This window comes from Clostridium novyi NT, assembly GCF_000014125.1.
GTDB lineage: Bacteria > Bacillota > Clostridia > Clostridiales > Clostridiaceae > Clostridium_H > Clostridium_H novyi.
In genome coordinates this window covers 2,358,229-2,384,236 of sequence record NC_008593.1, presented here as the reverse complement: position 1 = coordinate 2,384,236, position 26,008 = coordinate 2,358,229, and the positions used below count along the sequence as shown (strand labels likewise).

Below are 26,008 nucleotides of genomic sequence, written 5' to 3'. Positions count from 1 at the left end.
ATTAGTTGTCTTACTTATATAAGGATTTATTAATGTATGGGGAGGGAGAAATGAATAATGATATTTTGCTAGAACTTTATAAAAGACAAGCCAGGATTATATTTGCATATTTAATAAAGTGCGGATGTAAAACTAATGATGCTGAGGATATAGTTCAAGATAGTTTTGTAAAGGCAATAGAATTTATGGATGGAGTAGATGATGATAAAATATGTTCTTGGTTATTTGTAGTTGCCATGAATAACTATAAAAACAGACTAAAAAAGAAGAAAATAGTTACAGAAATCAGTATATATGATGATAAGTTCTATAGGACAATAGTTAGCTGCAATAATGTTCAACAAAAAGTATTACAAGAAGAGAAGAAAAGATATATAGAACATTGTTTAAATAATTTAAAAGAAGAATATAGAATGTTATTGATTTTCAAATATGATTTAGAACTTAGCTATAAAGAAATCTCAAAGTTAATAGGATTTTCAGAAAATGTAGTAAAAACTTATCTATATAGAGCTAGAAATAAATTTAAGGAGATTTGGAGGAAAGAGTATAATGGAAAAAATAGATGATATTCTTGATGATGATAAACTAAATAAAGCTATAAAAAAGGGGAAAAGAAAAAGCAAGTTAAGAATAATTGCAACTTGTATACTGGTATTTATAGTAGGATACTTTATAAATAATCAGATAGTATTTAGAATGAGTATTGCTAATAGACAAAGAGAAGAAAAGAATATAACATTTTCTATACCTAATGGGCGATTAGGTGATGAGACTTGTATTGTTGGATTATTGGGTGGGGTTACTAGTTATAGTGTGTATAAAGAAGTTGGATGGCGACCTGTATTTTTATATAATTCAGCAAGAAGCTTTGGACTAGGATATCATAGCATAATATCATCAGGTGGAGGATATGGAGGACATTCGACAGGTGGTTGGCCTTTGGATTGCTGGGAGAATGGGTATAAAAAGCTTATGTTTTTTCATCCAAATATTAAATACAAAGAGTATAAGAAGGACTTTAGTGAACTTGATAAAATTTCAAATGGAAAGATTATAGAAATGGGATTATCCCTTGATAAAGGATATGAGGCAAGTGAGTTAAGAAGTATAATCCCTAATGCTAATATATCATGGATGTGGTTAGATACTTATACAAAAGAGCAAATGGATCAATATAAAAAGGAAGCTAAAGAATATGATGGAAGATCTACTTATATATCAGAACAAAGTACTTTAGGAGTAAGAACAGAGGGGAATCTTGTGTTAACTCAAATTTATAAAGATAATTATAGTGGATTATTGAATACATTAAGAAAGCAAGGAAACAAAGATTTGTATAGACATCTTAAAGAAAGAAAAAATCCACCAGCTATTATAGGAGTAACGGTATATGGAACACCAAGTGAACTTAAGATTTTAAGTAAAAATCCTCATATTAAAGCAGCTACAATTGGAGTTATGAGGGATAATAATTAATGATTTAAAAAAGCCACCTTATTTAAGGTAGCTCAGATTGTTCAAAAAGCCCCCAACAATTGGGGGCTTTTGTTTACGCCAAAATTCTTTTATGCGATAGCATTCGAAAAATATTTATTATGTATGTTAATTTGGAATAAATTTGAATTAATGTACACAAAAAATAATGCGATAGCACCATGGCTATCTTTTTCATATTCTGAACTGCCGCTGTAAGTAAGCATTGTTCAGAAACATTTTTAATTCCTCGCATGCGACAATAACGTAGCCCATGTAATTCTTTTGAATCAGCAAAGCTACGCTCAATCTTTTCTTTACGTCGTTTGTAAATACTTTTACCTTTTTCTGTTTTAGTAAAGCTAAAAATTTGATCTTTATAGTCTTCCCAAACATGACGACGTATAGTTCTATTAATGGATTTATCAGATGTTAAGCAATTATTTTTATATTTGCAATAAGCACAATGCTCCGCATTACTTAAATATTCTTTATAACCTTCCCTCGTAGTAGTTCTATATTTTAAAAAGCAATTATTAATACACACATATCCATCTAATTCTTTAACATACTGAAATCTATATTTTGTATATTTTCCTTTAACATGGGGTCCTAAACGGAACCCAAAAACACCTTGATAATTTTTGTCTGAAATTTGTTTACAAATAGGATTCGTAGAATATCCGGCATCTGCTACTAAATATTTTGTATTAAAATTAAACTTTTCTATTTGAGTTTCTATTCTTTTAACATAAGGATCTACATCGTTTATATTCCCGGGAGTAACATGAACGTCTGTTATAATATTATACTTTCCGTCAACAGTTCTATGATCTAAATAAAAAAAGCCTTTAGGTTTTCCATCTCTAACCATATATCCACTGTCTGGATCAGTTGTACTTACTTTTATTTCCTTAGTTTCAGCTATTTTAGTCTTTTTTTTTAGAGGCTTTTTATTATGATTAATTCTATCTTTATTAATGTCATTCTCTAATTCATCAAAGTATTCCTTTGTGGATTTAGTTATTTCTTTTTTAATAAATTTATGTTTATTAGCGTTAGCTTTTAAGTGAGTAGAATCAGTATATAGAATTTTCCCATCAACCAAGTTTCTATTAATAGCTTGAAATACAATATTATCAAATATTTCTTGATGTATATTTGTATTACTAAATCTTTTTGTTCTATTCTGGCTTATAGTGGAATGACTTGGTATTTTATCAGTAAGTCCATATCCTAAAAACCATCTGTAAGCTACATTTACCTGGATTTCTTTTACAAGCTGACGCTCTGAACGTATACCGAATAGGTATCCGATAAAAAGCATTTTAAATAATACAACTGGGTCTACTGAAGGTCTGCCATTATCAGGACAATATAAATCCTTAGTTAAATCTCTTATAAATGAAAAATCTATGTATTTATCTATTTTTCTAAGTATATGATTTTCAGGTACTAAATTTTCTATATAAACTAGTTCTAATTGATTTTGTTTTCTTTCATTATTAGTAAGCATTTTTCCTCCGTAGGAGCCCTAACGGGCTAAAAGATTTATTGGTCTAAAATATATATTCTACATAAAAACTAAAAACCCTTTTTGTAATAAATGTAAAAAGGCTGTTGACAAATTATGTTTATCAACAGCCTGAGCCACCTTATTTAAGGTAGCTTTTTTACTTTTTAGTTTTTAATTTTTATAAATAAAACTTTTAAGTAATCTCCTTCAGGAAAGTTTTTAGATATAGTAAAATCTTTAGGTAGAGTATGTTCTTCTAAAATTTCATAAAATTTATGAGATTCTTTAAAAGCAGTATCTATATGTTCTTTGAATTTTTTCATATCAAATAAAGCGCAGTTTGTAGAAGCTAAAATAATTCCGTTATCTTGAGTTACATCTATAGCAAGTTTTACTAAGTCCTTATAATCTTTGTTAGCACTAAAAATATTATTTTTAGATGTTGAAAAACTAGGGGGATCGAGAATTACTACATCAAACTTTAAGTTATTATTTTGAGCATATTTAAAGTATGAGAATATATCATCAACTATTATATTATGTTTTTTATAGTTTATTTTGTTTAACTGAAAATTTTCTATGGTTTTATCGAGACTTCTATTGGCAAGGTCTACACTTGTTGTAATGGCACCACCTTTTGCAGCTGCCATAGAAAAGGCCCCAGTATAAGAAAAAGTATTTAGCACTGTTTTACCTTTAGAATATTTATTTTTAAGAGCATTTCTAACTTCCTTTTGATCTAAGAATATTCCAACCATTGCTCCGTCATTTAAATAAACTGCAAAGTTTACATTATTTTCTTTGATTATAAGAGGTTCAGGAGCTTTTCTTCCACAAACATAGCTGTTTTCATCTACAACCATTCCATTTTCATCAAATCTTTTTTTATCATAAATTCCGTAAAAAGGGACTAAAGATTTTAGTGCTTTTAGTATGAGATCTTTAAAAGCATATATTCCTTTACTATACCAAGTTATAAGGTAAAATCCGCTGAAAAAATCAATGGTAAGCCCACCTATTCCATCTCCTTCACCGTTAAAAACTCTAAAAGCAGTAGTTGTTTTAGAAAAATAAAATTTATCTCGTTTTACTAATGCGTTTTTGATTTTATCATAAAATAGTTTATAATCTAAGGCACTTTTGGGGCTATTACTTAATATCCAACCACAGCCTTTATTTTGCTTTCCGTAGTAGCCCTTACCTAAAAAGTTATTTTTGGTATCTACAAGGGTTATTACTTGTCCTTCATTTTTTAATAGGCTTGTATCTTCTATTGCATCCTTAAATATTAACGGATAACCGTTTTTATATTTTTTTACAAATTGTTTTTTTATAGTAAGTACAGTTTCGTTCATAATTACACCTTTCTATTCTATATTATTATATTTAATTAAAGCTTCATAATGATGTTAACATTAATTTTAAAATTATAAAAGGAATGTACTAAAAAGAAAAAAATACATGTAGCCATATAAGATGAATAATGTGATATAATTAAGATATAAAAGGTTTTCAAAAAAAGGAGGAGTTTTTGTGAAAAAAATAATTAATGATCCAAATTTGGTTGTTGACGAAATGCTCGAAGGTATGGTAGCTGCTCATCCTGAATATATAAAAAAACTAGATAATGCAGATGTTTTAGTTAGAAAAAATAGTCCAGTTAAAGGGAAAGTCGCTTTAGTAAGTGGTGGAGGCAGTGGACATGAACCAGCCCATGGAGGATATGTTGGAGAAGGAATGCTTGATGGGGCTGTTGCAGGAGCTGTTTTCACATCGCCAACTCCAGATCAAATTTACGAAGCTATAAAGGCTGTTGATGGTGGAAATGGGGTATTACTTGTTATAAAAAACTATAGTGGAGATGTAATGAATTTTGAAATGGCAAAAGATATGGCTGATATGGAAGGAATAAAGGTAGAATCAGTTGTAGTTAACGATGATGTTGCTGTTGAAAATAGTACATTTACAGCTGGTAGACGAGGAATTGCTGGAACTGTATTTGTTCATAAGATAGCAGGGGCAAAAGCTGAAAGTGGAGCTTCATTAGAAGAAGTAAAAAATGTTGCAGAAAAGGTAATTAATAATGTTAGAAGTATGGGAATGGCGTTAAGTTCTTGCATTGTGCCTGCAGCAGGAAAACCTAATTTTACACTAGGAGAAGATGAAGTTGAAATAGGTATGGGTATACATGGAGAACCAGGTACTCATAGAGAAAAATTGAGCTCAGCAGATGAAATAACAGAACATCTATTAAATAAAATTTTAGAAGATATGAAAGTAGAAAGTGGTGAAGAAGTAGCGGTAATGGTAAATGGTCTTTCATCAACACCACTTATGGAATTATATATAGTGAATAAAAAGGTAAGTGAACTTCTTAAAGAAAAGGGGATAAAAGTTCATAAAACATTTGTAGGTGAATACATGACATCTTTAGAAATGGCGGGATTTTCAATAAGCTTATTAAAACTAGATACAGAATTAAAAGAGCTTCTAAATGCAAAGGCAGATACACCAGCATTTAAAATGCTTGGATAGGAGGATTTTTATGAGCTTAACAGGAAAACAAGTTATAGATATATTAGGAAAGATAAGTGAAAAAATCGAGGAAAATAAAGAATATTTAACAGAATTAGATGCATCAATAGGGGATGGTGATCATGGGTTAAATATGACTAAAGGTTTTAAGGCTGTAGTAGACAAATTAAAAGATGATGACGGAAGTAATATTGGGAACATATTAAAAAAAGCTGGAATGGCTTTAGTATCAAATGTAGGAGGAGCATCTGGTCCTCTTTACGGAACAGCATTTATGAAAGCTGGAGCTAAGCTAAATAGAAAATCTCAAATTGATATTAATGATTTTTTAGAAGCTTTAAAAGAAGCATTAACAGGAATTAAAATGAGAGGGAAAGCTGATATTGATGATAAAACAATGATTGATACTTTAGTACCAGCAATAGATGTTTTGGAAAAGGCATTAAATGAAGGAAAAAATGATTTAGATATTTTAAAAGATGTAAAGGATGCAGCATTTAAAGGTGTTGAACATACTAAAGAAATTGTAGCTAAAAAGGGTAGAGCAAGTTACTTAGGAGAAAGAAGTATAGGACATCAAGATCCTGGAGCAACATCTTGTGCTTTAATTTTAGAATCTATATATGAAGAAGTTAAAAAGTTACAATAGAAAATACTATAAGGAGGATAGACATGGTAGGAATAGTTTTAGTATCGCATAGCAGTAATATTGTTAATGGATTAAAGGAACTAGCATTACAAATGGCTCCTACAGTTCCTATAGCTTTAGCAGGTGGAACTAATGACGGTGAAATTGGAACAAGTATGGAAAAGATAATGGATGCTGTTGAAAGTGTTTACTCTGAAGATGGGGTTATAGTAATGTTTGATTTAGGAAGTGCCTATATGAATGCTGAAATGGCTATAGAATGCTTAGATGATGAAAAAAAGGGTAATGTAAAAATAATAGATGTGGCTCTTGTAGAAGGTGCTATAACAGCAGCAGTGGAAAGCAGTATAGGTAAAAATATTAAAGAAATTGAAGAAACACTAAAGCCTATGAAACTTGGAAAAATATCATAATAATTCGCAAAAAGAGATAAAAGCTTTATGGCTTTTGTCTCTTTTTTAAATGATATAAATTTAACTAATACATAAATGTAAATTTTATAATATTGTAGCAAGATGATATAATTAAAACTATGAAAAATATATAAAGTTCGGAGGAAAAGTTTATGATTTTCGATTCACATGCACATTATGATGATGAAAGTTTTAACGAAGATAGAGAAAATGTTATAAAGGAAATTAGAAAAAATGGAGTTATAAATGTATTGAATTGTGGGGCTTCAATGGAAGGGGCTAGAGATTCTTTTAAACTTGCAAATAAATATGACTTTTTTTATGCTGCTGTTGGAATACATCCAGAAAATGCCTATGAGCTTACAGAGGAAAATTATGAAGAAATAAAAGAAATGACTAAAAATCCAAAGGTAAGAGCTATAGGGGAAATAGGTCTTGATTACTATTGGGAAGAGAATCCTCCAAGAGAAAAGCAAAAAGAAGTTTTTAGAAAACAAATGAAACTTGCAGAAGAACTTAATATGCCTGTTGTAATTCATGATAGAGATGCCCATGGAGATACTCTTGAGATAATGAAGGAGTTTCCACAGGTTAAAGGAGTAGTACATTGTTTTTCAGGAAGTGTTGAATTTGCTCGTGAATGTTTAAGACTAGGATATTATATTGGTTTTACAGGAGTTGTAACATTTAAAAATTCAAAAAAAATAGTAGAAGTTGCAAAAGAAGTCCCTCTAGACAGAATGTTAGTTGAAACAGATGCTCCATACATGGCGCCAACTCCAAATAGAGGAAAAAGAAATAGATCAGACTATATAAAATTCATAATTAAAAAGATAGCTGAAGTTAAGGAATTATCAGTAGAAGAAGTATCAAATGCAACCATAGAGAATGCTAAAAACTTGCTAAAAATAAAAAGGTAGTGTAGAATAGACTTAAAATTTTTTACAGGCCCAATAAATTTTATAACTTCGAAAGGCAAAACCGCATAGGTGTTTTGGAAGTTAAAAATTTTAAGGACATAAGTAATTAATTTAAAACATAAGTATAAAATTAGTAACATGTAACTATTAAGATGAAACCTATGCCAATAGTGCATTTTTACAAACTAAATTTTAAGGGCAAAGTTGATGAATTTGACGAATGAAGCGATAAAAGGTATAATGGTTAAGTCAATTTTGTCAAGGAGGTTTATGTATGTTCAATAAAATAAAAGACGACATAAGAACCTACTTCTCGAATGGACCTAAAAAAATAGTTTTTGTATCCGTGTTAGTAGCACTGTGCGCAACGCTAGGCGTACTAATGAACATGGAGAAAAGTGTAAATATTGTAGTTGACGGTAAAGAAACTAGTGTAATGACATATAAGAGCAATGTAGCAGATATACTTAACAAAAATAATGTAGTCCTAGGTCCGAAAGATATAGTAGAACCAGACCTACAAAGCAATGTCAAAACAGGAGATACAATAAAGATAAGAAAAGCAATGAGTGTACAGCTAACAGTAGGAAATGACGTAAAGACAATTCTTACAGCTGCAAATACAGTTGGAGATATGTTATCTCAGGAGAAAATAACATTAGGTAAAGAAGATAAAATATCAGTGCCACAACAAACAGAGATAAAAGATGGAGATAAAATCTCTATTACAAGAGTAAGCACTAAAGTAGAAAAGAAACTTCAACCTATTGATTTTGTAACTGAAGTGAAAAAGGACAACTCATTGAAAAATGGTACAAGAAAAGTTGTACAAGAAGGAAAAGCTGGACAAAGAGAAATAAATGAAAAAGTTATATATGAAAATGGCAAAATAGTATCTAGAGAAGTAGTAAATCAAGCAATAATTCAGCAACCAACTAAGAAAGTTATTGCAATGGGAACTCTACAAGAACAAGCAGCACAACCACAAAGACTTTCTCGTGGAGGAAGTATAAATCACTCTAAAGTATACAGAATGAGAGCTACTGCGTATACTGAAAGTTATAATGATACAGGTAAACGTCCTGGGGATAGTGATTTTGGAATAACAGCATCTGGTACAAGAGTTAGAAGAAATGCTAACGGATATAGTACAGTAGCTGTAGACCCTAGAATAATTCCTCTTGGAACAAAGTTATATGTAGAGGGATATGGTTATGCGATTGCTGAAGATACAGGTGGTGCTATTAAAGGAAATAAAATAGACTTATATTTTAATAGTGATAGCCAAGTTTCAAATTGGGGAGTAAGATACGTAAATGTATATATAGTAAATTAGAGCGCTTGCGCTCTAATTTTTTTTACTTATAAGCAATATATATTAGTTTTTTTCTTGACATAATAAATGCAATAGTTAAAAATATTATGTATGGTAGTTTTTATAAAAATATAAATTATAGAATAACTTGAAATTTATATAAAGTTGGAGGCTTTTATTAAAATGATGATAAAAGAAGTTATAGTAGTTGAAGGTAGAGATGATATAACAGCTGTTAAAAGAGCTGTTGATGCAGAAATAATAGCAGTAGGTGGATTTGGAATTAACAAAAAGGTTATAGATAGAATAAAAGAAGCTCAAAAAAGACAAGGTGTAATTGTATTTACAGATCCTGATTTTGCAGGAGAAAAGATACGTAGAATTATATCTAAAAGAGTAAAAGGAATAAAACACGCTTATATAAGCAAAGAAGAAGGACTTAAAGATGATGACATCGGAGTTGAAAATGCATCACCTGAAACTATAAAAAAAGCCCTTGAAAAAGCTAAATGTGAAGTTAAAGAAAAAAGAGATGAATTTGGACCAGAGGATTTATTTTTCTTTGAACTTACAGGAACAAAGGAAGCAAAACAACGCAGAGAAATCTTAGGAAGAGAACTTAGAATAGGTTATTCTAATTCTGCACAATTTATAACTAGACTTAATAATTACGGAATAAACAAAGAAGAATTTATAAAAGCTTTAAATAAAGCTAATAAGGAGATTGAAAATGGAAAAAGTAACGACTAAAGATGTAGTTCAGAAATATAATTTTAAGTTTACTAAAAGCTTAGGACAAAACTTTTTAACAGATCAAAATGTACTAGATGATATAGTAAATGGTTCAAATGTATGTGAGGAAGATTTTGTTATAGAAATTGGACCAGGGGTAGGTACTCTTACTAAGGAATTATTAAAAAAGGCAAAGAAGGTGTGTGCTGTAGAATTAGATTCAGAGTTAATCCCTATTTTAACAGAAGAACTTAAAGATTTTCCTAACTTTGAACTTATACATAAAGATGCGCTTAAAGTTGATTTTAATGAGTTAATTGGAGAAGAAAAAAGCGTTAAAGTAGTAGCAAATCTTCCGTACTATGTAACTACACCAATAATAGCTAGACTATTAAAAGAAGGATATAAATTTAAATCATTAACTATAATGATTCAAAAGGAAGTTGCTGAAAGAATAGCGTCAGAGCCAAACTGCAAAGAATATGGAGCATTATCAATTTTGGTACAATATTATTGCGATACAGAAATATTAAGAAAAGTACCACCAACATGTTTTATACCACAACCTAAGGTAGATTCTATAATTATAAAGTTAGATAGATTAGATGAACCTAGAGTTAAAGTTAAAGATGAAGAATTATTTTTCAAGATAGTAAGACAATCATTTAACATGAGAAGAAAAACTTTAAGAAATGCTATAAAGAGTTTAGGTGACGTTTCTGGTGACCATATAGAGAAGGTATTTAATGATGCTGGAATCGATCCAAGAAGAAGGGGAGAGACCTTAAGTATTGAGGAATTTGGAAAATTAGCTGATAGTATATATGACATAAAAAAAGCTTAGAAGATTAGTAGTTTTAATCTTCTAAGCTTTTTTTTATAAAAATTTTTGTTCATTTTTTGAAAAACTTACATATATTATAATAATGAATAAGTAGAAAGTATTAAGTTTAATAAAGGTGTATTGGAGGGAAACCTGTGACGGCTAAAAGAAATTATAGTAGATACTTTATAATATTACAGGAAGATGAGAAGGGATATTCAGTAGATCCTAATAAATGTCCAACTGGTTATGCAAAGGTTGAAAGAAAGAACAATAAGTGTAAAGTATCTTATTATGTACAAAACTTAAAGAAAAGTAATGATGGTTATTGTATGGTTTTAATATGTGACAGAAAAAAGGATAAGAGACTAGTTAAAGTAGGTGAAATTAACATAGACGCTTATGGAAGGGCAGAAGTATCATATGAATATGATATAAATAATATTGCTAATTGTAATATACCTATGGACAATATAAAGGGTGCATCAATAGTTAGAATTAAGGATTCTAATGTACATGGAATATTAACAGGTTTTGTTAGTGGAGCTAAATTAGATGATTGGAAAAGTTATGTGGTAATTGAAGGGGAAAGTAGAGCTAATAATGAAGAAGTTAAAGAAGAGGTAAATGAAGAAGTAGAAGTAAAAGCAGAAACAAAAGTTGATGTTAAGGTAGAAGTGGAATCACAAGAAAACATATTTGATAAATATGAAAATGATATTGAGAAACATAAAGAATCAGAGGAAGAAGTTAAAAAAGAATTAAGAGAGATAAAAGAGGAATCACCTGAAGAAGAAAATAAGAAAGAAGAAAGTATAGAGTTAGAAAGTAAAAAGAGTGAAAGTGTAGAGTTAGAAGCTAAAAAGAGTGAAAGTATAAAGACTGAAGTAGATGAAGATGACACAAGGGAAGCTGATGTAGTAGAAGAATTAGAGAATGTTGAAAAGAAAGAAAATAAAATTGAAGAAAATATAGAAAGTATTAAAAATGATATTAAGGAAAGAGTTCAAGAAGAAAAAGAAATTGAAGAAGAGTTAGAAGTAGCACAAAACATGCAATTTGATGAAAATGATACTAGAAGATGTGATTGTGACTGCGACTGGGACTGTGAATGCGATTGCGAAGATAAAAAGAAATCAAAGAACAAGAAAGAAGAAAAGAAAAAGGATAAAGAAAAAGAGAAAGAGAAACAAAAAGAAAAGGAAAAAGCCAAAGAGAAAGAAAAAGAAAAGGAAAAGGATAAAAAGAAAGATAAGGATAAAAAAGATAAGTGTCCGTATGAAGAATATTGCCATATGAATTGGGAAAAAGAATACTATAAACATATAGTAGAAGGTTTAAAAGAAGAAAAAGGTATATGTGAAGAGTTAGGAAAATGTCATTGGTATAAGATTGATTACATGGATTTAATACAAATGAAGCCTGGAATAGACTTTAGTAAATATTCAATGATATATTATCCAATGATAAATTACATTTCATATATAATGAGAAAAGGTCATTACTTGATGGGATTTAAATATGACAAAGAAGGAAAAATGAAATATTTAGTATATGGAATACCAGGAACTAAATCAATAGTAGATCAACCATTTAACGGTGCAACTGGATTTGTAACTTGGGTTCCAGAACATGCTAAGGATAATAACAGCAACAATGGATATTGGGTTATGTTCTATGACTTTAAGAAATGTACTGTAGTAATTCCAGTTAAGAAATAATGTTTTAAAAGCTGACTGCTTAAATATTAAGTAGTTAGCTTTAATATTTTTTTGTTTCAAATCATATTATATAATATGTCAAATATATAATGTGGAGGAGTTTTATGAAAGTAATAGTGGTAAACAGAAAAAAACTAAAGCTGGTATGTATTTTATTTTTATTAATGGTATCTATCTTTGGAGTTGGACAAATAGTAAAAGGGAAGTTGAACCCAGTAAGCTTTATGCAAAATGATATAAAGAGTTTAAAAAAGTATACAGCATTAGATGGCAAACTATCTTATGAATTGCCAGAGGAATGGACCTGTAAAACTAAGTCTTTCCCAGGAAATCAGATAATTTATCATAATGAATTTATGGCAAAAGATATGAGTATAACAGGATTTGTACAAGTCTGGCAAGAGAAAGGTGATTTAAAAAATTTCTTAGAAAATAGTAAAGAGGTATCAGAAAAAGCAAATAAGATTAAAAAATATAAAATAAAAAAGTTGGAGTTAGAAGATAGAAGTGGATATCACATTAAATATATTATGGATATAAACGGGAAAGAATATGTAGCCAATGAATACTTTATTAAATATAATAATGGATTTTTAAGATTTTCTTTCTTTAATAAAAAGGAAAACAGTAAAGGAGACATGGATACACTTTACACAGCTATTTTAAAAACAATACAGCTAAAATAATGTTAACGTCATTGATTTACATATACTAAAGTATTATAATTTTTATGAGAATAATAAAAGAAGCCAAGCGCTTCTTTTATTTGTATATGCCATAATATAAAAGAGGTGATAGCATGAAGAAAAAGTTTAAACTTATGTGTTTAGCATTAATGGTCATATTTTCAACTACATTAATGGGATGTTCTAGCGGAAATTCTTTAAAGGTAAAAATGGGATTGAAAAATAATGATTTTGAATACATAAAGGAAGGAAGAATAAGCAAGGTAGTAATACAGAATAATAGAGATAAGGGATTTACATTTATAATTACAGATAAAAGTGCTATAAGTGATTTATATGGAATATTATCAAAGGCTAAAAAGGTAGATCAAAAGATAAAATTAAAACCTGACTATACACTTGAGTTTTATGAAGGACTAGATAAGGTGCATAGATTTAATTATATAGCTGGACTTGATAAAAAAGAAGCCGGAAACCTTTATAGCGATAAACAAATATTTATTGTATCTAAAAGATTAGATGATGATATAATGAAAAACTTTTATAACATAAGAATACCTAATGAGTTTAAAAATGTTTATTATTCATCAATTTTAAATGCCATAAAGGATTATAGAAAAACAATTGGTGATGACAAAAGAATAGGAATAGACCTTAATGATCAGGAAATTGCTAAGTTTGTTTTAACTATGGATGTTGAAGAATTTAAAGATGAACTTGGTAAGAATGAAGAAATAATTACTGACGATAATAGAAATAAGTATGATATAACTATGGATATAACAACTGAAGGATATAAAAAAGATAAATTTAAGTGTATTATAAAGTTTTATGATAAAATAAATAAGAAGGAAACTAAATACTATTTTGTTGATGAGTATTCATTGAACTCATGGAAGTTTAATTTTACTAAAGATAAGATGCCTAAAGATTTTTAATATAAGTTTGTAAGTTGCACTTAAAAATGGTGTTCTTAAAATAAATAAAATTAAAAGTTATTAATTTTACACTTAGGAGGAGTTAAAATGAGCAATTGCGATAGTTGTCCAAGCAAAGGAACATGTAATGAGCAAGAATGTTCAAAGATGTTACCTAAGTATGGTAATGTAAAAAATATAATAGGAATTATAAGTGGTAAAGGTGGAGTTGGAAAGTCTACTGTTACAGGAATACTTGCGGCTGAACTTTGCAAAAAGGGATATAAAGTTGGAGTGTTAGATGCTGATATAACAGGTCCATCTATGCCAAGAATTTTAGGCGTAAATAATGAAAGAGCAAGAATGCTTCAAGTTGAGGGAAAAGAAAATGAACCACAACTAATTCCTGTTGAAACTAAAACAGGAATAAAGGTAATGTCTTTAAACCTATTAATTGAGGGAGAAGATCAACCAGTTATTTGGAGAGGACCTTTAATAACAGGAGTTTTAAACCAAATGTATAGCGATACACTATGGGGAGAACTAGATTATCTTCTTATAGATATGCCTCCAGGAACAGGGGATGTTGCTTTAACTATAATGCAAAGCATGCCTTTAAATGGAATGGTAGTAGTATCAACTCCACAAGATATGGTTTCTATGATAGTTAAGAAAGTTGTAGTCATGATAGAAAAAATGAACATAAACTTACTTGGAATAGTAGAAAATATGGCTTATATACAATGTGGTAGCTGTGGAGAAAAGGTTAGAGTATTTAGTAAAAAACCAGCAGAGGAACATGTTAAATATTTAGGAGCTCCACTTCTTGCAGAAATGCCTATAAACCTTGATATGGTAGAAAGTTTAGAAAAAGGCGAAATGGAAAGCTATATAAGAAATTTTGAAGTATACAATGAACTTGTAGATAACTTTATGAATAACTTAAACAAATAATAATTAAACATTTAAGAAGGCGTTAAACCACTTTTATGAAAGTAAGAGTAATTTAATGCCTTTTTTCTTTGGAAATTGTGATCTATTGGATAAATATAGTTTAATATGGTAAATAATGATATAATATAACATATTATATTATTAAATATGTGTAACTTGTAATTTTATATGATTTGTTAATATAGGATTTAATAAGATGGCAGTTAGGGGGATATAGGGGAAATGAATTGGCATCAAGTATTATTAAGATTAGGAGTTGCTATTGGAATAGGTATGCTTTTAGGATATGAAAGGGAATATAGCAATCGACCTGCGGGACTTAGAACTCACATATTAGTGTGTGTTGGTGCATGTGTTATAGGTATGTTACAAACAAATTTAGGATTTTTTGTTGGAAACAAGATATTAAATTGTCCAGCATTGTCTACAGCAATGAAATCTGATATGGGAAGATTAGGAGCGCAGGTTATATCAGGTGTAGGTTTCTTAGGTGCAGGTACCATAATTCACGATAAAGGATCAGTGAGAGGGCTTACTACTGCAGCCGGAATTTGGACAACTGCATGTATAGGACTTGCTGTTGGATTTGGCTTTCATTTTCTTAGTATTGCATCTGCAATTGGAGTTTTTCTTGTTATAGTTTTTATGAAAAAGTTTGAAATGTGTTTTTTAGATACAACTATACCTGCACGAATTGAGATTACCTATGATAAAAGCATAGATTTAAATGTTCAATTGAAAGAGTATTTTAAGTATAAAAATATAGAAATAAAAGATATAAGATATATAATTGAAAACAATAATAAACATGAAAAGTATAGAAAATGTGAGTATAGCTTATTAGTATCTAGACATGCAAAATTAAATAGATTAAAAAAGGGACTAGAAAAGTATAATTGGATTATAGAAGTTAAAGTAATATAACTTTTAATAGTGTAATTTAATATAATAGATGTTAATTCATTAAAAATAGCATATTATAATTAATTAAAAATAAAAAATTTATACTACTATATTTATTAGGGTTTATCCACATACTAAAGTATAAAATATACTGTGGAGTGGATAACATGAAAAAGATAATAGTTGAGTTTATGAGTATATTATTAATAATTTTTTTTATAAATCCTATAGCTTTTGCATTGGAAAAAGATATGGATAAAGATGCTTATAATGACTTTTTAATTACACTATTAGGTTCAAATATAGTAAGTACGTTAAATGAATACTATGGAGAACCGAGAGTATTTAATTTAAAAGGAGCTAAGATTTTAGAGATAAAAAAAGTTGAGGAAGATGGATTATATTTTGTTGTAACATTAACTGTTAGAAATTCTGACAGAAAAACCAATTCAAAAAATGCAATAGATACTATGATTTTGGCAAGTACAAGTGATGGAATTCATGTAATTGACTTTAAACATATAGATGAGCCAACGTGCAAAACAATCTAAAAAGGTGTGTAGACTTTAAGAAAATAAAGTTTACACACCTCTTATTTATACATATTTTAATTATTTTCTAACTCTTGATTCAAAGTCCTTTTTAAGTTCATGAAGTCTTCTTGTACCATCTTCACGTTGACGTTTTGCATCTTCTTCTATTTGTTTAGTTTCCTCAATACCTTGTACTATAGTTTGCCAAGTCTTTTCTAAAGTATCAATTTGAATTGAGCTTCCAGAGGCAAGTTTTGCAGTTAATTTAGATTGAAGTGCTGTATTTTCGGCATTTCTAAGTAATAATTCATTAGTTTTTTCATCAAGTGCTGCCATTGCTTTTGCTTGAACTGCTTGTCTTTTAAGGGTAATAGCTTGAGTTAAACATTGTTTAAATACAGGAATAGTTACTATAAAAGCAGAATTTATTTTTCTAACTAAGTTATAGTTTCCCTTTTGTATTAATTTTATTTGAGGCATTGTTTGAAGTGATACGTTTTTAGCAAGTTCTAAGTCATAAACCCTTTGTTCAAGCATTTCAAGAACTTGATTTGCATTTGATAGGTTTATTTGGTCTAATTGGTCTGTACTAGTTTGAGCTTTAGCTTCAAGTTCAGGTATAATTTGAGTTTTGAAGTTTTCTACAACTAGATTACCAGCAGCTATGTATTTTTCTAAAGCTTCATAGTAATTCATATTCTTATTAAACATTTCTTCCAAATTTTTATTTGAAACATTTATTTCAGATTCATATTTTTTAAGTTCCACATATACCTTATCAATTTCACCGCCCATAGTATGATATTTTTTAAATAGGGCATCAATAGAATCTTGTGCTTTTTTAAATAATTTAGCGAAGAAACCTTTCTTTTTTTCTTCAGAAAAATCCTTTATATCGAATTTATCCATTATATTATTAAGTTGTATAAGTAATGTACCAGAATCCTCAACTTTAGTAGTTTCAATGGAATGAAGTATTTGATCTGCAAAACGAGATACTTCTGTTGCTGTTTCTTGACCAAAGTTCATAACGCAATCAACATCTTTTACATCAAGATCTTTGGCTATAGCTAAAACTTCTGGAGAGTTTTTAATATTCATTGATATTTCATTAGTTTCTTTTTCTAAATTTACTTCTGAAAAATTTGTAACTTCTAATTGATTTTCATTCATAGTAAATGCCTCCTTATTATTTAAAAAGATTAGACCAAAATGAGCCAGATCTATCCTTAAATTTTTTTATGGAATTTAAGTTAGGTATATTTAAATTAAATTTAATATCTTCTAATTTATAGGTATCATAAAAGTTTTCATTTATATTATTTTCTATATCATTGTAGCCAGTAGGTGTAAAGATAACTATATCAAAGCACATCATATTTAAAAATGCTAGTAATATAACATCAGAATCACTAAGTAGGGTTTCGTTATTATGATATATAACAATTTTCGGTATATTAAATGGATAATCAAACTTTTGTATTAATTCTAATATATCTTTATCTATATTTAATATAGTTATTAGTATTTTTAATTTAAATTCCTCGTCTACACCATTTTTAAATATAGGTAATTTTAGTAATAAATTTATTTTATCCATTATAACATTTTGAAGTGGTGTTTTTAAGTAAGAAAATTTATATAGCCTATGTTTTAATAAGCTTTCCTTATGTAAAACCCCATTTTTAAAACAATAACTTAAACTATACAAGTCATAATTAGAGTAATCATCATGTTTGTGTGGAATTTTATAAATAAACAAAGTGTCTTTAGCATTTTTCAATGTTTTTAAATCATTCCAATATAGATTTAAATCTGAATTAACTCCACTTATCTTTGCGAATAGATTTGGAATGTATACTGTTCCATTTTCAATTTTAAAGCCAGAACGTATTCTAGCTTCTTCATTCCAAAGAAGTTTTAATTCATCGTAAGTAGCCCTTAAAGTTAAAGGAGAAGTTTTGTAATTTTCAAATTGCCAAGGTTTAAAAAGTCCATCTTCTTCACTATATATTACATTTTCAATTTCATTTGAGGCTTTAAAAGCCACTGTTTCATGACGAGTTAGCACTTCTTCTTTTGGAAATTCTCTAATGTCACAAAGATTAGGTAGTGTTGTGACATTTGAAAAAGCATTATTTTTATCAACCATTGAAAAAGTTGTATCATTTTGAGAATTAATATATAAAATATCGCAACCCATTAGGGATAAGAAAATTAAAAAATAAGCCTCATGTTTTTTTATATCTCCGTAGTATAAAATTTTAGGGTTATATACATTAGAACTAGAGGTTTTTAAGTAGTCGAAACCTTTAAATAGTCCAGGTATATATTTATAAATCCACATAAGTTGTTTTAATGTAAAGTTTTTAATTTTGCTTAAATTTATTTGCTTTTCATCAGCAATAAAAAGTTCTAGTATTTTATAAAAACTTTTTATTATAGATGAATTAATCACTGGTTCTTTTAAATCTAAAAAAGCATTAAAATTTATTAAGTTTTCTATTAATAAATTTATAGAAATATTATTTTTAGATTCTTTTTCAAGCTTCGAAAGTTTATTCCACACTGCATATGTTTTGTTTATAATATCTAGGTTGTTTTCTAGTGGAATCTCATTTAAAAATTTTATGTATAAGGAATTAAAGCCTTCAAGGTGTTTATCAAGTCTATATAAACTGTTGAAGTATTCATCTTCATTATCTAAAATTCCAATGTATCTATAAAAATAGCATGGTACTTTAGGAATACTTCCTCCCATAAAGTTTCCTCTTTCATTTAATGATAATAGAATATCTTCAATTATATTAGAGGATATTTTATTTAAAGAATCTATGTAATTTTCATCTAGTGATTTTAATGATGAAGTTACGTCATTTGTATTTTCAATAGAATTATTAAGTATAGGAGGTTCTTCGAGTTTATTAATATCTAATTTTGCTATGTCTAAAGGTTCTTTAATAGGTTCATTAATTATCATAGAGTACATACACTTTGGATCAACTATTGAAAAATCACCCTCTGTTTGTGGGTTTAAATATAATACATCGCATCCTATTTTAGATAGAAAGATTAAAAACAATACTTCATGTTTTTTTATAGTACCAATATATAATACTTTAGGGTTTATAATATCCGAATCTAATTGTTTAGGAATATGAAAGTCTTTAAGTAATTCAGGTATAAAGTTATTTATCCATAGAGATAATTTTATAGAAAAGTTTTTTAGTTTAGTTATGTTTATACTTTTTTCAAAACACATATATAAATTTAAAATATCTATTAAAGATGTTTCAATAGATGAATTTATTAAAGTATCACTGAATTTAGGCAAAAGGTTATTTGAAAAAAGACTTTTTACTAATAGAGTGATAGTTTTTTCATTTATAGATTGTATATTTAAATCGTTAAATAATTTTTGAATAGAGTTTGTTAATTCCATATTGTTTTCTAATGGAATCTCATTTAAAAAGTGAGTATAAAGGTTTTTAAATGATTTAAGATTTTGATTTAATGTGTTTATTTTTTTGTAATAGTCTTGTTTATTAGAAAATCCAATATATCTATAAAAATAAATTGGTGCAATTGGAGATTTACCATTTATGAATCTATTTCTTTTATTTAAAGGTGTAAGTATATCATTAAAGACATCTTTAGATGAAGTTAATGAAGAATTTATAAATTTATTTATATTAATCATCTTATCATGCCTACTTTCATTGAAAATAATGATATTTCAGTATAGTAATATTATACTAGGTTGCTAAATAAATAAAAACATATAAATAAATTATCACTTTATAGTATAATATTTTTAACATAGATTATCATAATCTATAACTATTATTGAGATATATAAAATGAAAGAGAGGATATTATTTAGTAGGAGGTGTTTTTGTGGCTAAATATACTATTTTTCATGGAAGTTATACTGAGGTAAAAAAGCCTGAAATAAGAAAATCAATAAATACCAAAGACTTTGGTACAGGATTTTACTGCACTGTTATAAGAGAGCAAGCTGAAAGATGGGCAAAGAGATATAAAACTCCCACGGTCAATACATATACAGTTAATATGCAATCAGTAGAAAACCTTAAAATAAAAGAATTTGAAGAAATGACAGATGAATGGCTTGATTTTATAATCAACTCAAGAAGTGGAAGTGAACATAATTATGATATAGTCATAGGAGCTATGGCTGATGATCAGATATATAATTACATTTCAGATTACATGGATGGTGCAATTACAAGAGAGCAGTTTTGGATAATGGCAAAATTCAAATATCCTACTCATCAGATTACATTTTGTTCTGAAAAGGCTCTTAAATGCCTTGAATTTTCATGTAGTGAGGTGATAAAGAGTGGAAGGTAGAGTGAGCAGAGTAGATAATGATGTATTTTTTGTTTGTAGTCTTATTGATTATATTTCAAGAAAAACAAAAAATAAAAGAAGCTATGTAGTGAATAAGCTTGGCAAAGATAGGATAGGACATATATATGAACTTGCAGACATTTATCATAGTGACAATATTGATAGAGTAAGTGATGATTTTATAGAGGAATGTAATATTCATGAGGGTGATTTTGATAATGTAGCGACTTGTAAATACACTGTTCCAAGCCATTTTGACATAGGAAAAGTATATAAAAGACTTGTTCTTGGAATTGCAAGGGAAAAGAACATGGATATAGTTGATGCAATCTTTGAGGCATATAATTCCTATGTAAGTGATAAGATAGATGATTATAATAGTAGTTTTTATTATGATTCTCCTCAAAATATACTAAATGCATATATATATGGAATGATTGAGTAAAGATATTTAGTAAGGAAAGATTCTTACATAATATTTAAAATAAAAACAGCGTTTGAAGAACTGTTAATTGCTGAATTCATTACTTACATGTGATATACTAACCTTAATTAGTCATAATTTGACAAAAGGAGAGATGATTTTTATGTTTAATTTTCGAGTACACCAAGAGTTAACTTGTATGGCAGAGGGGGAAGGGCAATTTTTTGCACGTGCTGGTGCTATGATTGCAAGTCAAGGAAGCTTTACTGCGGAGAAAGTTTTACTAGATCCTAATGAAAATAGAAGTATATTAGGTTCTTTTGTAAATCTAGCAGCTAGAAAATTAACAGGTGAGAATATACATATAATGAAGGTAACAGGAAACGGAAAATATTATATGGCAAATAAATCACAACATATTAGTGTAATTAGACTAAATCAAGGACAAAGTATATCAGTTGAAGGGGAAAACTTATTAGCTTTTACTGGACAGTGTAAATATGGAGTTAGATTTATAGGAAGTGGAGTTATTTCTCAAAAGGGTATGTTTACATCTAAGTTAACAGGACAAGGTCCTAATGCAGAGGTTGCTATAACTACTGAGGGAAATCCTCTTATACTTGAAACACCTTGCACAGTCGATCCTGATGCAGTTGTATGTTGGACAGGTTCAGATCCTACTTTTAAAACAGATGTAAGCTGGAAGACACTTATTGGACAAACCTCTGGTGAATCTTATTTTCTTGAGTTTAATAGTTATGGAGAAACTGTAATAGTTCAACCATATGAAAGAGTTAGTGGGTTAAATATAGCTATAGATTAATAAAGGGTGGGAATGTAATGAATCTTAATATAAATGAGAAAAATAAAGCGCCATCTATAGAAAAAAGGTATGGAAACTTAATTGTTGAAACGACTATTAAAGAAGATAGGGGAATTATAGATTTAACTAATCCATCAAGTTATAGAAATACTATGAATTATGCAATAAATGAAGTTGCATCTACAAGGATATCAGAAGATTACAATAGTGAAGTTAAAGTTCATAATGTAAAAAAGCATAAAAAGATAAATACAGTAATCTCAAGTGACAGTAGTATTAAGCTAAAAAGAGGGCAAAAGATAGCCTTAAACAAGGGTTCAAATAAGCTTTCTAAATTAGTAGTATCCTTAGAATGGGATATAAATTATAGTGGAAGCCATGAATTTGATTTAGATACATCTATATTTATGTTAGATATTAATAAGAACACGGCGGAAGATAAATTCATATTTTACGGAAATCCTAAGAGCATAGAAAATAGTGTGGTTTTAGGGGAAGATTTTAATTTAAAACTTAAAGATTATTATGATGAAAGAATAATGATTGATTTAGATTTAGTTCCAGATAATATAGAAAAACTTGCAATAACGGTTACTATATATGATGGAGAAAAAAGAGGACAAAATTTCTCAAGTATATCTAATGGAATTATTAGAATTATAGATAGTCTAGGAAAAGATGAACTTTTTAGTTATGAATTTAATGAGGGATTAAAATTAGAAACAGCGGTAGTTGTAGCTGAGATATATAGACATAATGGACAGTGGAAATTGAATCCTGTAGGAAATGGGTTTAATGGTGGACTTGAAGCCTTATGTGAAAATTACGGAATAAAAGTGCAGTGATATACGAACATTATCACTGCACTTTTACTTTAAAACCCAATTTTATGGGAAAGGTAGCAGAATATTATGAAAATACGTATTTAATTGTTCGTTACAGTCGTTGACTTTAATATTTCCTTTTGTTAATATGGACAAGTGTCAAAAAACTAAAAAGAAGGAGAATTATTATGGAGAAATTTTTTAAATTAAAAGAGAATAATACCACTGTTAAAACTGAAATTTTAGCTGGTATAACTACTTTTATGACAATGGCATATATACTTATTGTAAATCCTGCTATTCTTGGTGATGCTCACATGGATCCAGGCGCAGTATTTACAGCTACAGCAGTATCAGCTGTTATAGCTACATTAATAATGGGATTATATGCGAAGTTACCATTTGCACAAGCACCAGGAATGGGTTTAAATGCATTTTTTGCATACAATATAGTAACTCAAATGGGATATAGTTTTGAGTTTGCATTAACTGCGGTTTTATTAGAAGGAATTATCTTTATATTATTAACTGCATTTAACGTACGTGAAGCTATAGTTGATTCTATTCCAGCAAACTTAAAGAGATCTATTTCCGTTGGAATTGGACTTTTAATTGCTTTTATAGGACTTAGTAATGCAGGTGTTGTATTACATCCAAAGGACAACAGTACAATATTAGCAATTGGAAATATAACATCAGGAGAAGCTTTACTTGCGATTATAGGAATATTAATAAGTGGAATATTACTTGCTAAAAATATTAGAGGGGCTTTACTATTAGGAATAGTTATTACTACAATAATTGGAATACCAATGGGAATAACTCATCTTCCAACAGGGATATTCAGTATGCCACCATCAATAAAATCAATAGCTTTTAAATTCCAATGGCAACATATATTCAGCATAAAAATGGCAATAGCATTATTTACATTATTGTTTATGGATATGTTTGATACAGTAGGAACATTAGTTGGAGTTGCAACAAAGGCTAAAATGTTAGATGAAAATGGAAAAGTTCCAAATGTTAAAAAAGCATTATTTGCAGATGCTATAGGAACTACTTTAGGTGCATGTCTTGGAACAAGTACAGTTAGTACATTCGTTGAAAGTGCATCAGGGGTTGCAGAAGGTGGAAGAACAGGACTTACAGCAGTATCAACAGCAGTAATGTTTGGAATAGCATTATTTCTATCACCTTTATTTGCTATAATTCCATCAGCAGCTACAGCACCAGCACTTGTTTTAGTTGGATTATTTATGATGGAACCTATAAAAGAAATAGATTTAGTAGATTTTACAGAAGCTATTCCTGCTTTCTTTACAATAATAATGATGCCTTTATCATACAGCATATCTGATGGTATAGCATTTGGTATAGTTTCATACATATTCTTAAAAGCATTAACAGGAAAATATAAAGAAGTATCTATTGCAACATATATTGTTGGAGCAATATTCATATTAAAATTCTTTATACATTAATTATAATGAAAAGCACCTAGCTAGTTTAGCTTAGGTGCTTTTAAGATTTTTTGGTATTAATCTAAGTATTATAACTAGATATTAATCTAGGTTTAGACCTTTTCTTTTATTTATAATAATTTCTTCTAATCTATCTGCAGCTTTCATTACATCATCTTCTAATATAAGTTGTCCTCCAGTTAAGTTTACAAGATCCTCTGTTAAGACTTTAGTTACAAGAGGGCTACCAGTTATAAATGGTGGTTTTGCAAGATGCAGTGGTAATCCAAGTGCAAGACCAAAAGCACCATCTGCAAGAGCTTGTTCTTCAAGCCATTGTGGAGCAGATAAAACTAGTGGAAGCTTAGGTAAATCAACATTTAAAAGTTCAGCAAGTTCTGTTGCAACAAGTTCAAGTCTTCCAATTGCAAGACATGGACCAAAGTTTAATACTGGTGGGATTCCAAGTGATGTGCAAACTTCTTTTAGGTTTTCTCCAGCAAGATATGCAGCACTAGGGGACATAAGTCCAACATTTTCAAGTCCACCACTAGAACATCCAGCAGTTAATACTATAATATCTCTTTTTATAAGTTCTTTTGTTAGATTAACGGTGAATACATCATGTCCACCAGAAACTAAACTAGAGCAACCAACAACTCCTGCAACACCTTTAATTTTTCCAGATGCTATAAGGTCAATAAGTGGTTTAAAACTTCCACCTAAGAAATCTCTTAGAGAATCTTCGCTAACTCCTGTAATTGAGTTATCATCTCCGTGATTTTTAGGAAGGTTTATCTCTATTTTGTTTCTTCTGTTAGCATAACTATTAAGAGCTTTATCAATTATATGATTAGTAATGTTTTCTCTTTCATCATATGAGTATTCAACATATTCTGCATTAGCTTTTTTAGCAACATTATCAATACAAACCATAGGAATTTCAAATTTATCTGTTATAGGTTCAATTCCAGGAAGTGTACAGTTAAATTCAGAAACTACAAGGTCAATACTACCAGTTGCAAGCATTGCTTCACTTGTGTAGTTATTGCCAGAGTGTCCTGAGAATACTTCACTGTAGTGTTCTCCTCTTAATTGAAGGTCTTGACCAACACAAGTAGAACCAACAAGTCTAAAGCCCTTAGCGCCTAACTTTTTAGCCTTTGATATTACATCTTCTTTTATAAGTTCATCTTGAAGATGAGCTATCATTGAGTGTTGATGTCCAGTTACCATTATATTTATATAGTCAGTATCAACTACATTAAATCCAACTTTAGCTGGTCTTATTTTTGGTTCTCCAAGCATTACATCATTTAATAGGTTAGTTAGTGTAAGACCATATAATCCTGTTGAGATTCCTAGATTTAGACAGTTTAACAACATGTCTACTGGATCACTGCTTAAATTTGTAGAGCTTTTTACAACTCCATCAAAAACCTCAGACTTAGCGCCGCCAGGAAGTATATTTAGAGATTTCCAGTTTTCAAAACGAGGTGCATAAGCAAGTTTTTCAACTAACTCCATTTTTTCAAATTTAGGTTTGTATAAATCTTTAAGTACAGCATCAGCTACAAGTATAGTTTTCTTGTGTATATCAGTTTCATTTATTCCGAATATGTTACATAATTTATCTAATGCATGTTCTCCTTTTATGATACCTTTTTGCTCACCAGTTGATTTTAAGTTCCAAGCAGTATTTTCTATAACGTGAAGATAGCAACCTGCACCGGCTGAAACTGCACGAAGGAAGTTTCTTGCAACTATAGTATCTGCATCAGCACCACAAACACCTCTAGGGGATTTTGGAGTTATTTTACAAGGTCCGTTGGCACAAAGTTTACAACAAAGACCTTCAAGTCCGAATTTACATTTAATCTTTTGAGCTATAGCTCTATGGTGAGATGTTTCAACATCTAATTCAGAAATAAAACCTTCTAAAACTTTATCTGCTGAGCTACAAGTTGAACATGATGAACAATTTAAACAATTTGACATATGAGAAAT

Annotated in this window: 25 protein-coding genes; 20 read left to right on the top strand and 5 right to left on the bottom strand. The window is 29.1% G+C overall.

The genetic code is table 11. The annotated features are described in order from the left end of the window. Positions 1-50 precede the first annotated feature (50 nt). On the top strand, positions 51-569 hold the full coding sequence (locus tag NT01CX_RS11085) for an RNA polymerase sigma factor (RefSeq protein WP_011723137.1): 519 nt from the start codon (positions 51-53) through the stop codon (positions 567-569). Continuing rightward, complete coding sequence (locus NT01CX_RS11080) at positions 553-1,479, top strand: anti sigma factor C-terminal domain-containing protein (RefSeq protein ID WP_011723136.1); 927 nt, start codon at positions 553-555, stop codon at positions 1,477-1,479. The genes NT01CX_RS11085 and NT01CX_RS11080 overlap by 17 nt, the downstream gene beginning before the upstream one ends. 73 nt (positions 1,480-1,552) lie before the next feature. Here NT01CX_RS11080 and NT01CX_RS11075 read toward each other — a convergent pair whose 3' ends face one another. Both NT01CX_RS11075 and NT01CX_RS11070 read right to left on the bottom strand, forming a co-directional pair. Then, positions 1,553-2,992, bottom strand: a complete 1,440-nt coding sequence (locus NT01CX_RS11075) for an IS1182-like element ISCno1 family transposase (protein WP_011721056.1) — start codon at positions 2,990-2,992, stop codon at positions 1,553-1,555. A 164-nt stretch (positions 2,993-3,156) separates the two neighbouring features. After that, on the bottom strand, positions 3,157-4,347 hold the full coding sequence (locus NT01CX_RS11070; protein WP_011723135.1) for a class I SAM-dependent rRNA methyltransferase: 1,191 nt from the start codon (positions 4,345-4,347) through the stop codon (positions 3,157-3,159). A 178-nt stretch (positions 4,348-4,525) separates the two neighbouring features. Between NT01CX_RS11070 and dhaK the strand changes: the two genes are divergently transcribed. From dhaK to NT01CX_RS11005, 13 genes are all read left to right on the top strand, one after another. Further along, entirely contained in the window at positions 4,526-5,527 is a 1,002-nt protein-coding gene (gene dhaK / locus NT01CX_RS11065) for a dihydroxyacetone kinase subunit DhaK (protein ID WP_011723134.1), read from the top strand. A 10-nt stretch (positions 5,528-5,537) separates the two neighbouring features. Then, positions 5,538-6,176, top strand: coding sequence for a dihydroxyacetone kinase subunit DhaL (gene dhaL, locus NT01CX_RS11060; RefSeq protein ID WP_011723133.1), 639 nt, complete (start codon positions 5,538-5,540; stop codon positions 6,174-6,176). Between the two features lie 23 nt (positions 6,177-6,199). Beyond that, positions 6,200-6,589, top strand: a complete 390-nt coding sequence (gene dhaM, locus NT01CX_RS11055; protein ID WP_011723132.1) for a dihydroxyacetone kinase phosphoryl donor subunit DhaM — start codon at positions 6,200-6,202, stop codon at positions 6,587-6,589. Between the two features lie 152 nt (positions 6,590-6,741). Next, on the top strand, positions 6,742-7,509 hold the full coding sequence (locus NT01CX_RS11050; protein ID WP_011723131.1) for a TatD family hydrolase: 768 nt from the start codon (positions 6,742-6,744) through the stop codon (positions 7,507-7,509). 274 nt (positions 7,510-7,783) lie between these two features. Continuing rightward, positions 7,784-8,845 carry a 3D domain-containing protein gene (locus tag NT01CX_RS11045; RefSeq protein ID WP_011723130.1) on the top strand — a complete coding sequence of 354 codons (1,062 nt, stop codon included), beginning with the start codon at positions 7,784-7,786 and terminating at the stop codon, positions 8,843-8,845. A gap of 162 nt (positions 8,846-9,007) precedes the next feature. Further along, a complete protein-coding gene (rnmV, locus tag NT01CX_RS11040) occupies positions 9,008-9,574 on the top strand; it encodes a ribonuclease M5 (protein ID WP_011723129.1) in 567 nt (188 codons plus the stop codon). Beyond that, entirely contained in the window at positions 9,555-10,400 is an 846-nt protein-coding gene (rsmA, locus tag NT01CX_RS11035; protein WP_011723128.1) for a 16S rRNA (adenine(1518)-N(6)/adenine(1519)-N(6))-dimethyltransferase RsmA, read from the top strand. Before rnmV ends, rsmA begins: the two co-directional genes overlap by 20 nt. A gap of 134 nt (positions 10,401-10,534) precedes the next feature. Further along, positions 10,535-12,100 (top strand): hypothetical protein, encoded by a 1,566-nt coding sequence (locus NT01CX_RS11030; protein ID WP_011723127.1) that lies wholly within the window; start codon positions 10,535-10,537, stop codon positions 12,098-12,100. 104 nt (positions 12,101-12,204) lie between these two features. Next, positions 12,205-12,786 carry a hypothetical protein gene (locus tag NT01CX_RS11025; protein ID WP_011723126.1) on the top strand — a complete coding sequence of 194 codons (582 nt, stop codon included), beginning with the start codon at positions 12,205-12,207 and terminating at the stop codon, positions 12,784-12,786. Between the two features lie 113 nt (positions 12,787-12,899). Further along, positions 12,900-13,724: a hypothetical protein gene (locus NT01CX_RS11020; RefSeq protein ID WP_011723125.1), complete on the top strand. Its 825-nt coding sequence runs from the start codon at positions 12,900-12,902 to the stop codon at positions 13,722-13,724. 87 nt (positions 13,725-13,811) lie between these two features. Then, positions 13,812-14,657 (top strand): Mrp/NBP35 family ATP-binding protein, encoded by an 846-nt coding sequence (locus tag NT01CX_RS11015; RefSeq protein WP_011723124.1) that lies wholly within the window; start codon positions 13,812-13,814, stop codon positions 14,655-14,657. 222 nt (positions 14,658-14,879) lie between these two features. Next, positions 14,880-15,581: an MgtC/SapB family protein gene (locus NT01CX_RS11010; protein ID WP_011723123.1), complete on the top strand. Its 702-nt coding sequence runs from the start codon at positions 14,880-14,882 to the stop codon at positions 15,579-15,581. A 146-nt stretch (positions 15,582-15,727) separates the two neighbouring features. Next, positions 15,728-16,111 carry a DUF3888 domain-containing protein gene (locus tag NT01CX_RS11005; protein WP_011723122.1) on the top strand — a complete coding sequence of 128 codons (384 nt, stop codon included), beginning with the start codon at positions 15,728-15,730 and terminating at the stop codon, positions 16,109-16,111. A gap of 60 nt (positions 16,112-16,171) precedes the next feature. On the opposite strand, the gene NT01CX_RS11000 is transcribed toward NT01CX_RS11005, so the two are convergent. Both NT01CX_RS11000 and NT01CX_RS10995 read right to left on the bottom strand, forming a co-directional pair. Then, positions 16,172-17,266 carry a toxic anion resistance protein gene (locus tag NT01CX_RS11000; RefSeq protein WP_011723121.1) on the bottom strand — a complete coding sequence of 365 codons (1,095 nt, stop codon included), beginning with the start codon at positions 17,264-17,266 and terminating at the stop codon, positions 16,172-16,174. Positions 17,267-17,282: 16 nt separating this feature from the next. Further along, positions 17,283-19,793, bottom strand: a complete 2,511-nt coding sequence (locus NT01CX_RS10995; RefSeq protein WP_011723120.1) for a YceG family protein — start codon at positions 19,791-19,793, stop codon at positions 17,283-17,285. Between the two features lie 197 nt (positions 19,794-19,990). On the opposite strand from NT01CX_RS10995, the gene NT01CX_RS10990 reads away from it, so the two are divergent. From NT01CX_RS10990 to NT01CX_RS10970, 5 genes are all read left to right on the top strand, one after another. Beyond that, positions 19,991-20,467: a DUF3990 domain-containing protein gene (locus tag NT01CX_RS10990; protein ID WP_011723119.1), complete on the top strand. Its 477-nt coding sequence runs from the start codon at positions 19,991-19,993 to the stop codon at positions 20,465-20,467. After that, positions 20,457-20,912: a hypothetical protein gene (locus NT01CX_RS10985; RefSeq protein WP_011723118.1), complete on the top strand. Its 456-nt coding sequence runs from the start codon at positions 20,457-20,459 to the stop codon at positions 20,910-20,912. Before NT01CX_RS10990 ends, NT01CX_RS10985 begins: the two co-directional genes overlap by 11 nt. A gap of 142 nt (positions 20,913-21,054) precedes the next feature. After that, positions 21,055-21,714: an AIM24 family protein gene (locus tag NT01CX_RS10980; protein ID WP_011723117.1), complete on the top strand. Its 660-nt coding sequence runs from the start codon at positions 21,055-21,057 to the stop codon at positions 21,712-21,714. 17 nt (positions 21,715-21,731) lie between these two features. Then, on the top strand, positions 21,732-22,559 hold the full coding sequence (locus NT01CX_RS10975; protein ID WP_011723116.1) for a TerD family protein: 828 nt from the start codon (positions 21,732-21,734) through the stop codon (positions 22,557-22,559). A 167-nt stretch (positions 22,560-22,726) separates the two neighbouring features. Continuing rightward, complete coding sequence (locus NT01CX_RS10970; RefSeq protein ID WP_011723115.1) at positions 22,727-24,022, top strand: NCS2 family permease; 1,296 nt, start codon at positions 22,727-22,729, stop codon at positions 24,020-24,022. Between the two features lie 81 nt (positions 24,023-24,103). On the opposite strand, the gene cooS is transcribed toward NT01CX_RS10970, so the two are convergent. Further along, positions 24,104-25,999, bottom strand: a complete 1,896-nt coding sequence (gene cooS, locus NT01CX_RS10965) for an anaerobic carbon-monoxide dehydrogenase catalytic subunit (RefSeq protein WP_011723114.1) — start codon at positions 25,997-25,999, stop codon at positions 24,104-24,106. Between the last annotated feature and the right edge of the window lie 9 nt (positions 26,000-26,008).

Coding starts and splice junctions, on each gene's coding strand:
- NT01CX_RS11085 (WP_011723137.1), top strand. CDS start 51: ATGAATAATGATATTTTGCTAGAACTTTATAAAAGACAAGCCAGGATT.
- NT01CX_RS11080 (WP_011723136.1), top strand. CDS start 553: ATGGAAAAAATAGATGATATTCTTGATGATGATAAACTAAATAAAGCT.
- NT01CX_RS11075 (WP_011721056.1), bottom strand. CDS start 2,992: ATGCTTACTAATAATGAAAGAAAACAAAATCAATTAGAACTAGTTTAT.
- NT01CX_RS11070 (WP_011723135.1), bottom strand. CDS start 4,347: ATGAACGAAACTGTACTTACTATAAAAAAACAATTTGTAAAAAAATAT.
- dhaL (WP_011723133.1), top strand. CDS start 5,538: ATGAGCTTAACAGGAAAACAAGTTATAGATATATTAGGAAAGATAAGT.
- dhaM (WP_011723132.1), top strand. CDS start 6,200: ATGGTAGGAATAGTTTTAGTATCGCATAGCAGTAATATTGTTAATGGA.
- NT01CX_RS11050 (WP_011723131.1), top strand. CDS start 6,742: ATGATTTTCGATTCACATGCACATTATGATGATGAAAGTTTTAACGAA.
- NT01CX_RS11045 (WP_011723130.1), top strand. CDS start 7,784: ATGTTCAATAAAATAAAAGACGACATAAGAACCTACTTCTCGAATGGA.
- rnmV (WP_011723129.1), top strand. CDS start 9,008: ATGATGATAAAAGAAGTTATAGTAGTTGAAGGTAGAGATGATATAACA.
- rsmA (WP_011723128.1), top strand. CDS start 9,555: ATGGAAAAAGTAACGACTAAAGATGTAGTTCAGAAATATAATTTTAAG.
- NT01CX_RS11025 (WP_011723126.1), top strand. CDS start 12,205: ATGAAAGTAATAGTGGTAAACAGAAAAAAACTAAAGCTGGTATGTATT.
- NT01CX_RS11020 (WP_011723125.1), top strand. CDS start 12,900: ATGAAGAAAAAGTTTAAACTTATGTGTTTAGCATTAATGGTCATATTT.
- NT01CX_RS11015 (WP_011723124.1), top strand. CDS start 13,812: ATGAGCAATTGCGATAGTTGTCCAAGCAAAGGAACATGTAATGAGCAA.
- NT01CX_RS11010 (WP_011723123.1), top strand. CDS start 14,880: ATGAATTGGCATCAAGTATTATTAAGATTAGGAGTTGCTATTGGAATA.
- NT01CX_RS11005 (WP_011723122.1), top strand. CDS start 15,728: ATGAAAAAGATAATAGTTGAGTTTATGAGTATATTATTAATAATTTTT.
- NT01CX_RS11000 (WP_011723121.1), bottom strand. CDS start 17,266: ATGAATGAAAATCAATTAGAAGTTACAAATTTTTCAGAAGTAAATTTA.
- NT01CX_RS10995 (WP_011723120.1), bottom strand. CDS start 19,793: ATGATTAATATAAATAAATTTATAAATTCTTCATTAACTTCATCTAAA.
- NT01CX_RS10980 (WP_011723117.1), top strand. CDS start 21,055: ATGTTTAATTTTCGAGTACACCAAGAGTTAACTTGTATGGCAGAGGGG.
- NT01CX_RS10975 (WP_011723116.1), top strand. CDS start 21,732: ATGAATCTTAATATAAATGAGAAAAATAAAGCGCCATCTATAGAAAAA.
- NT01CX_RS10970 (WP_011723115.1), top strand. CDS start 22,727: ATGGAGAAATTTTTTAAATTAAAAGAGAATAATACCACTGTTAAAACT.
- cooS (WP_011723114.1), bottom strand. CDS start 25,999: ATGTCAAATTGTTTAAATTGTTCATCATGTTCAACTTGTAGCTCAGCA.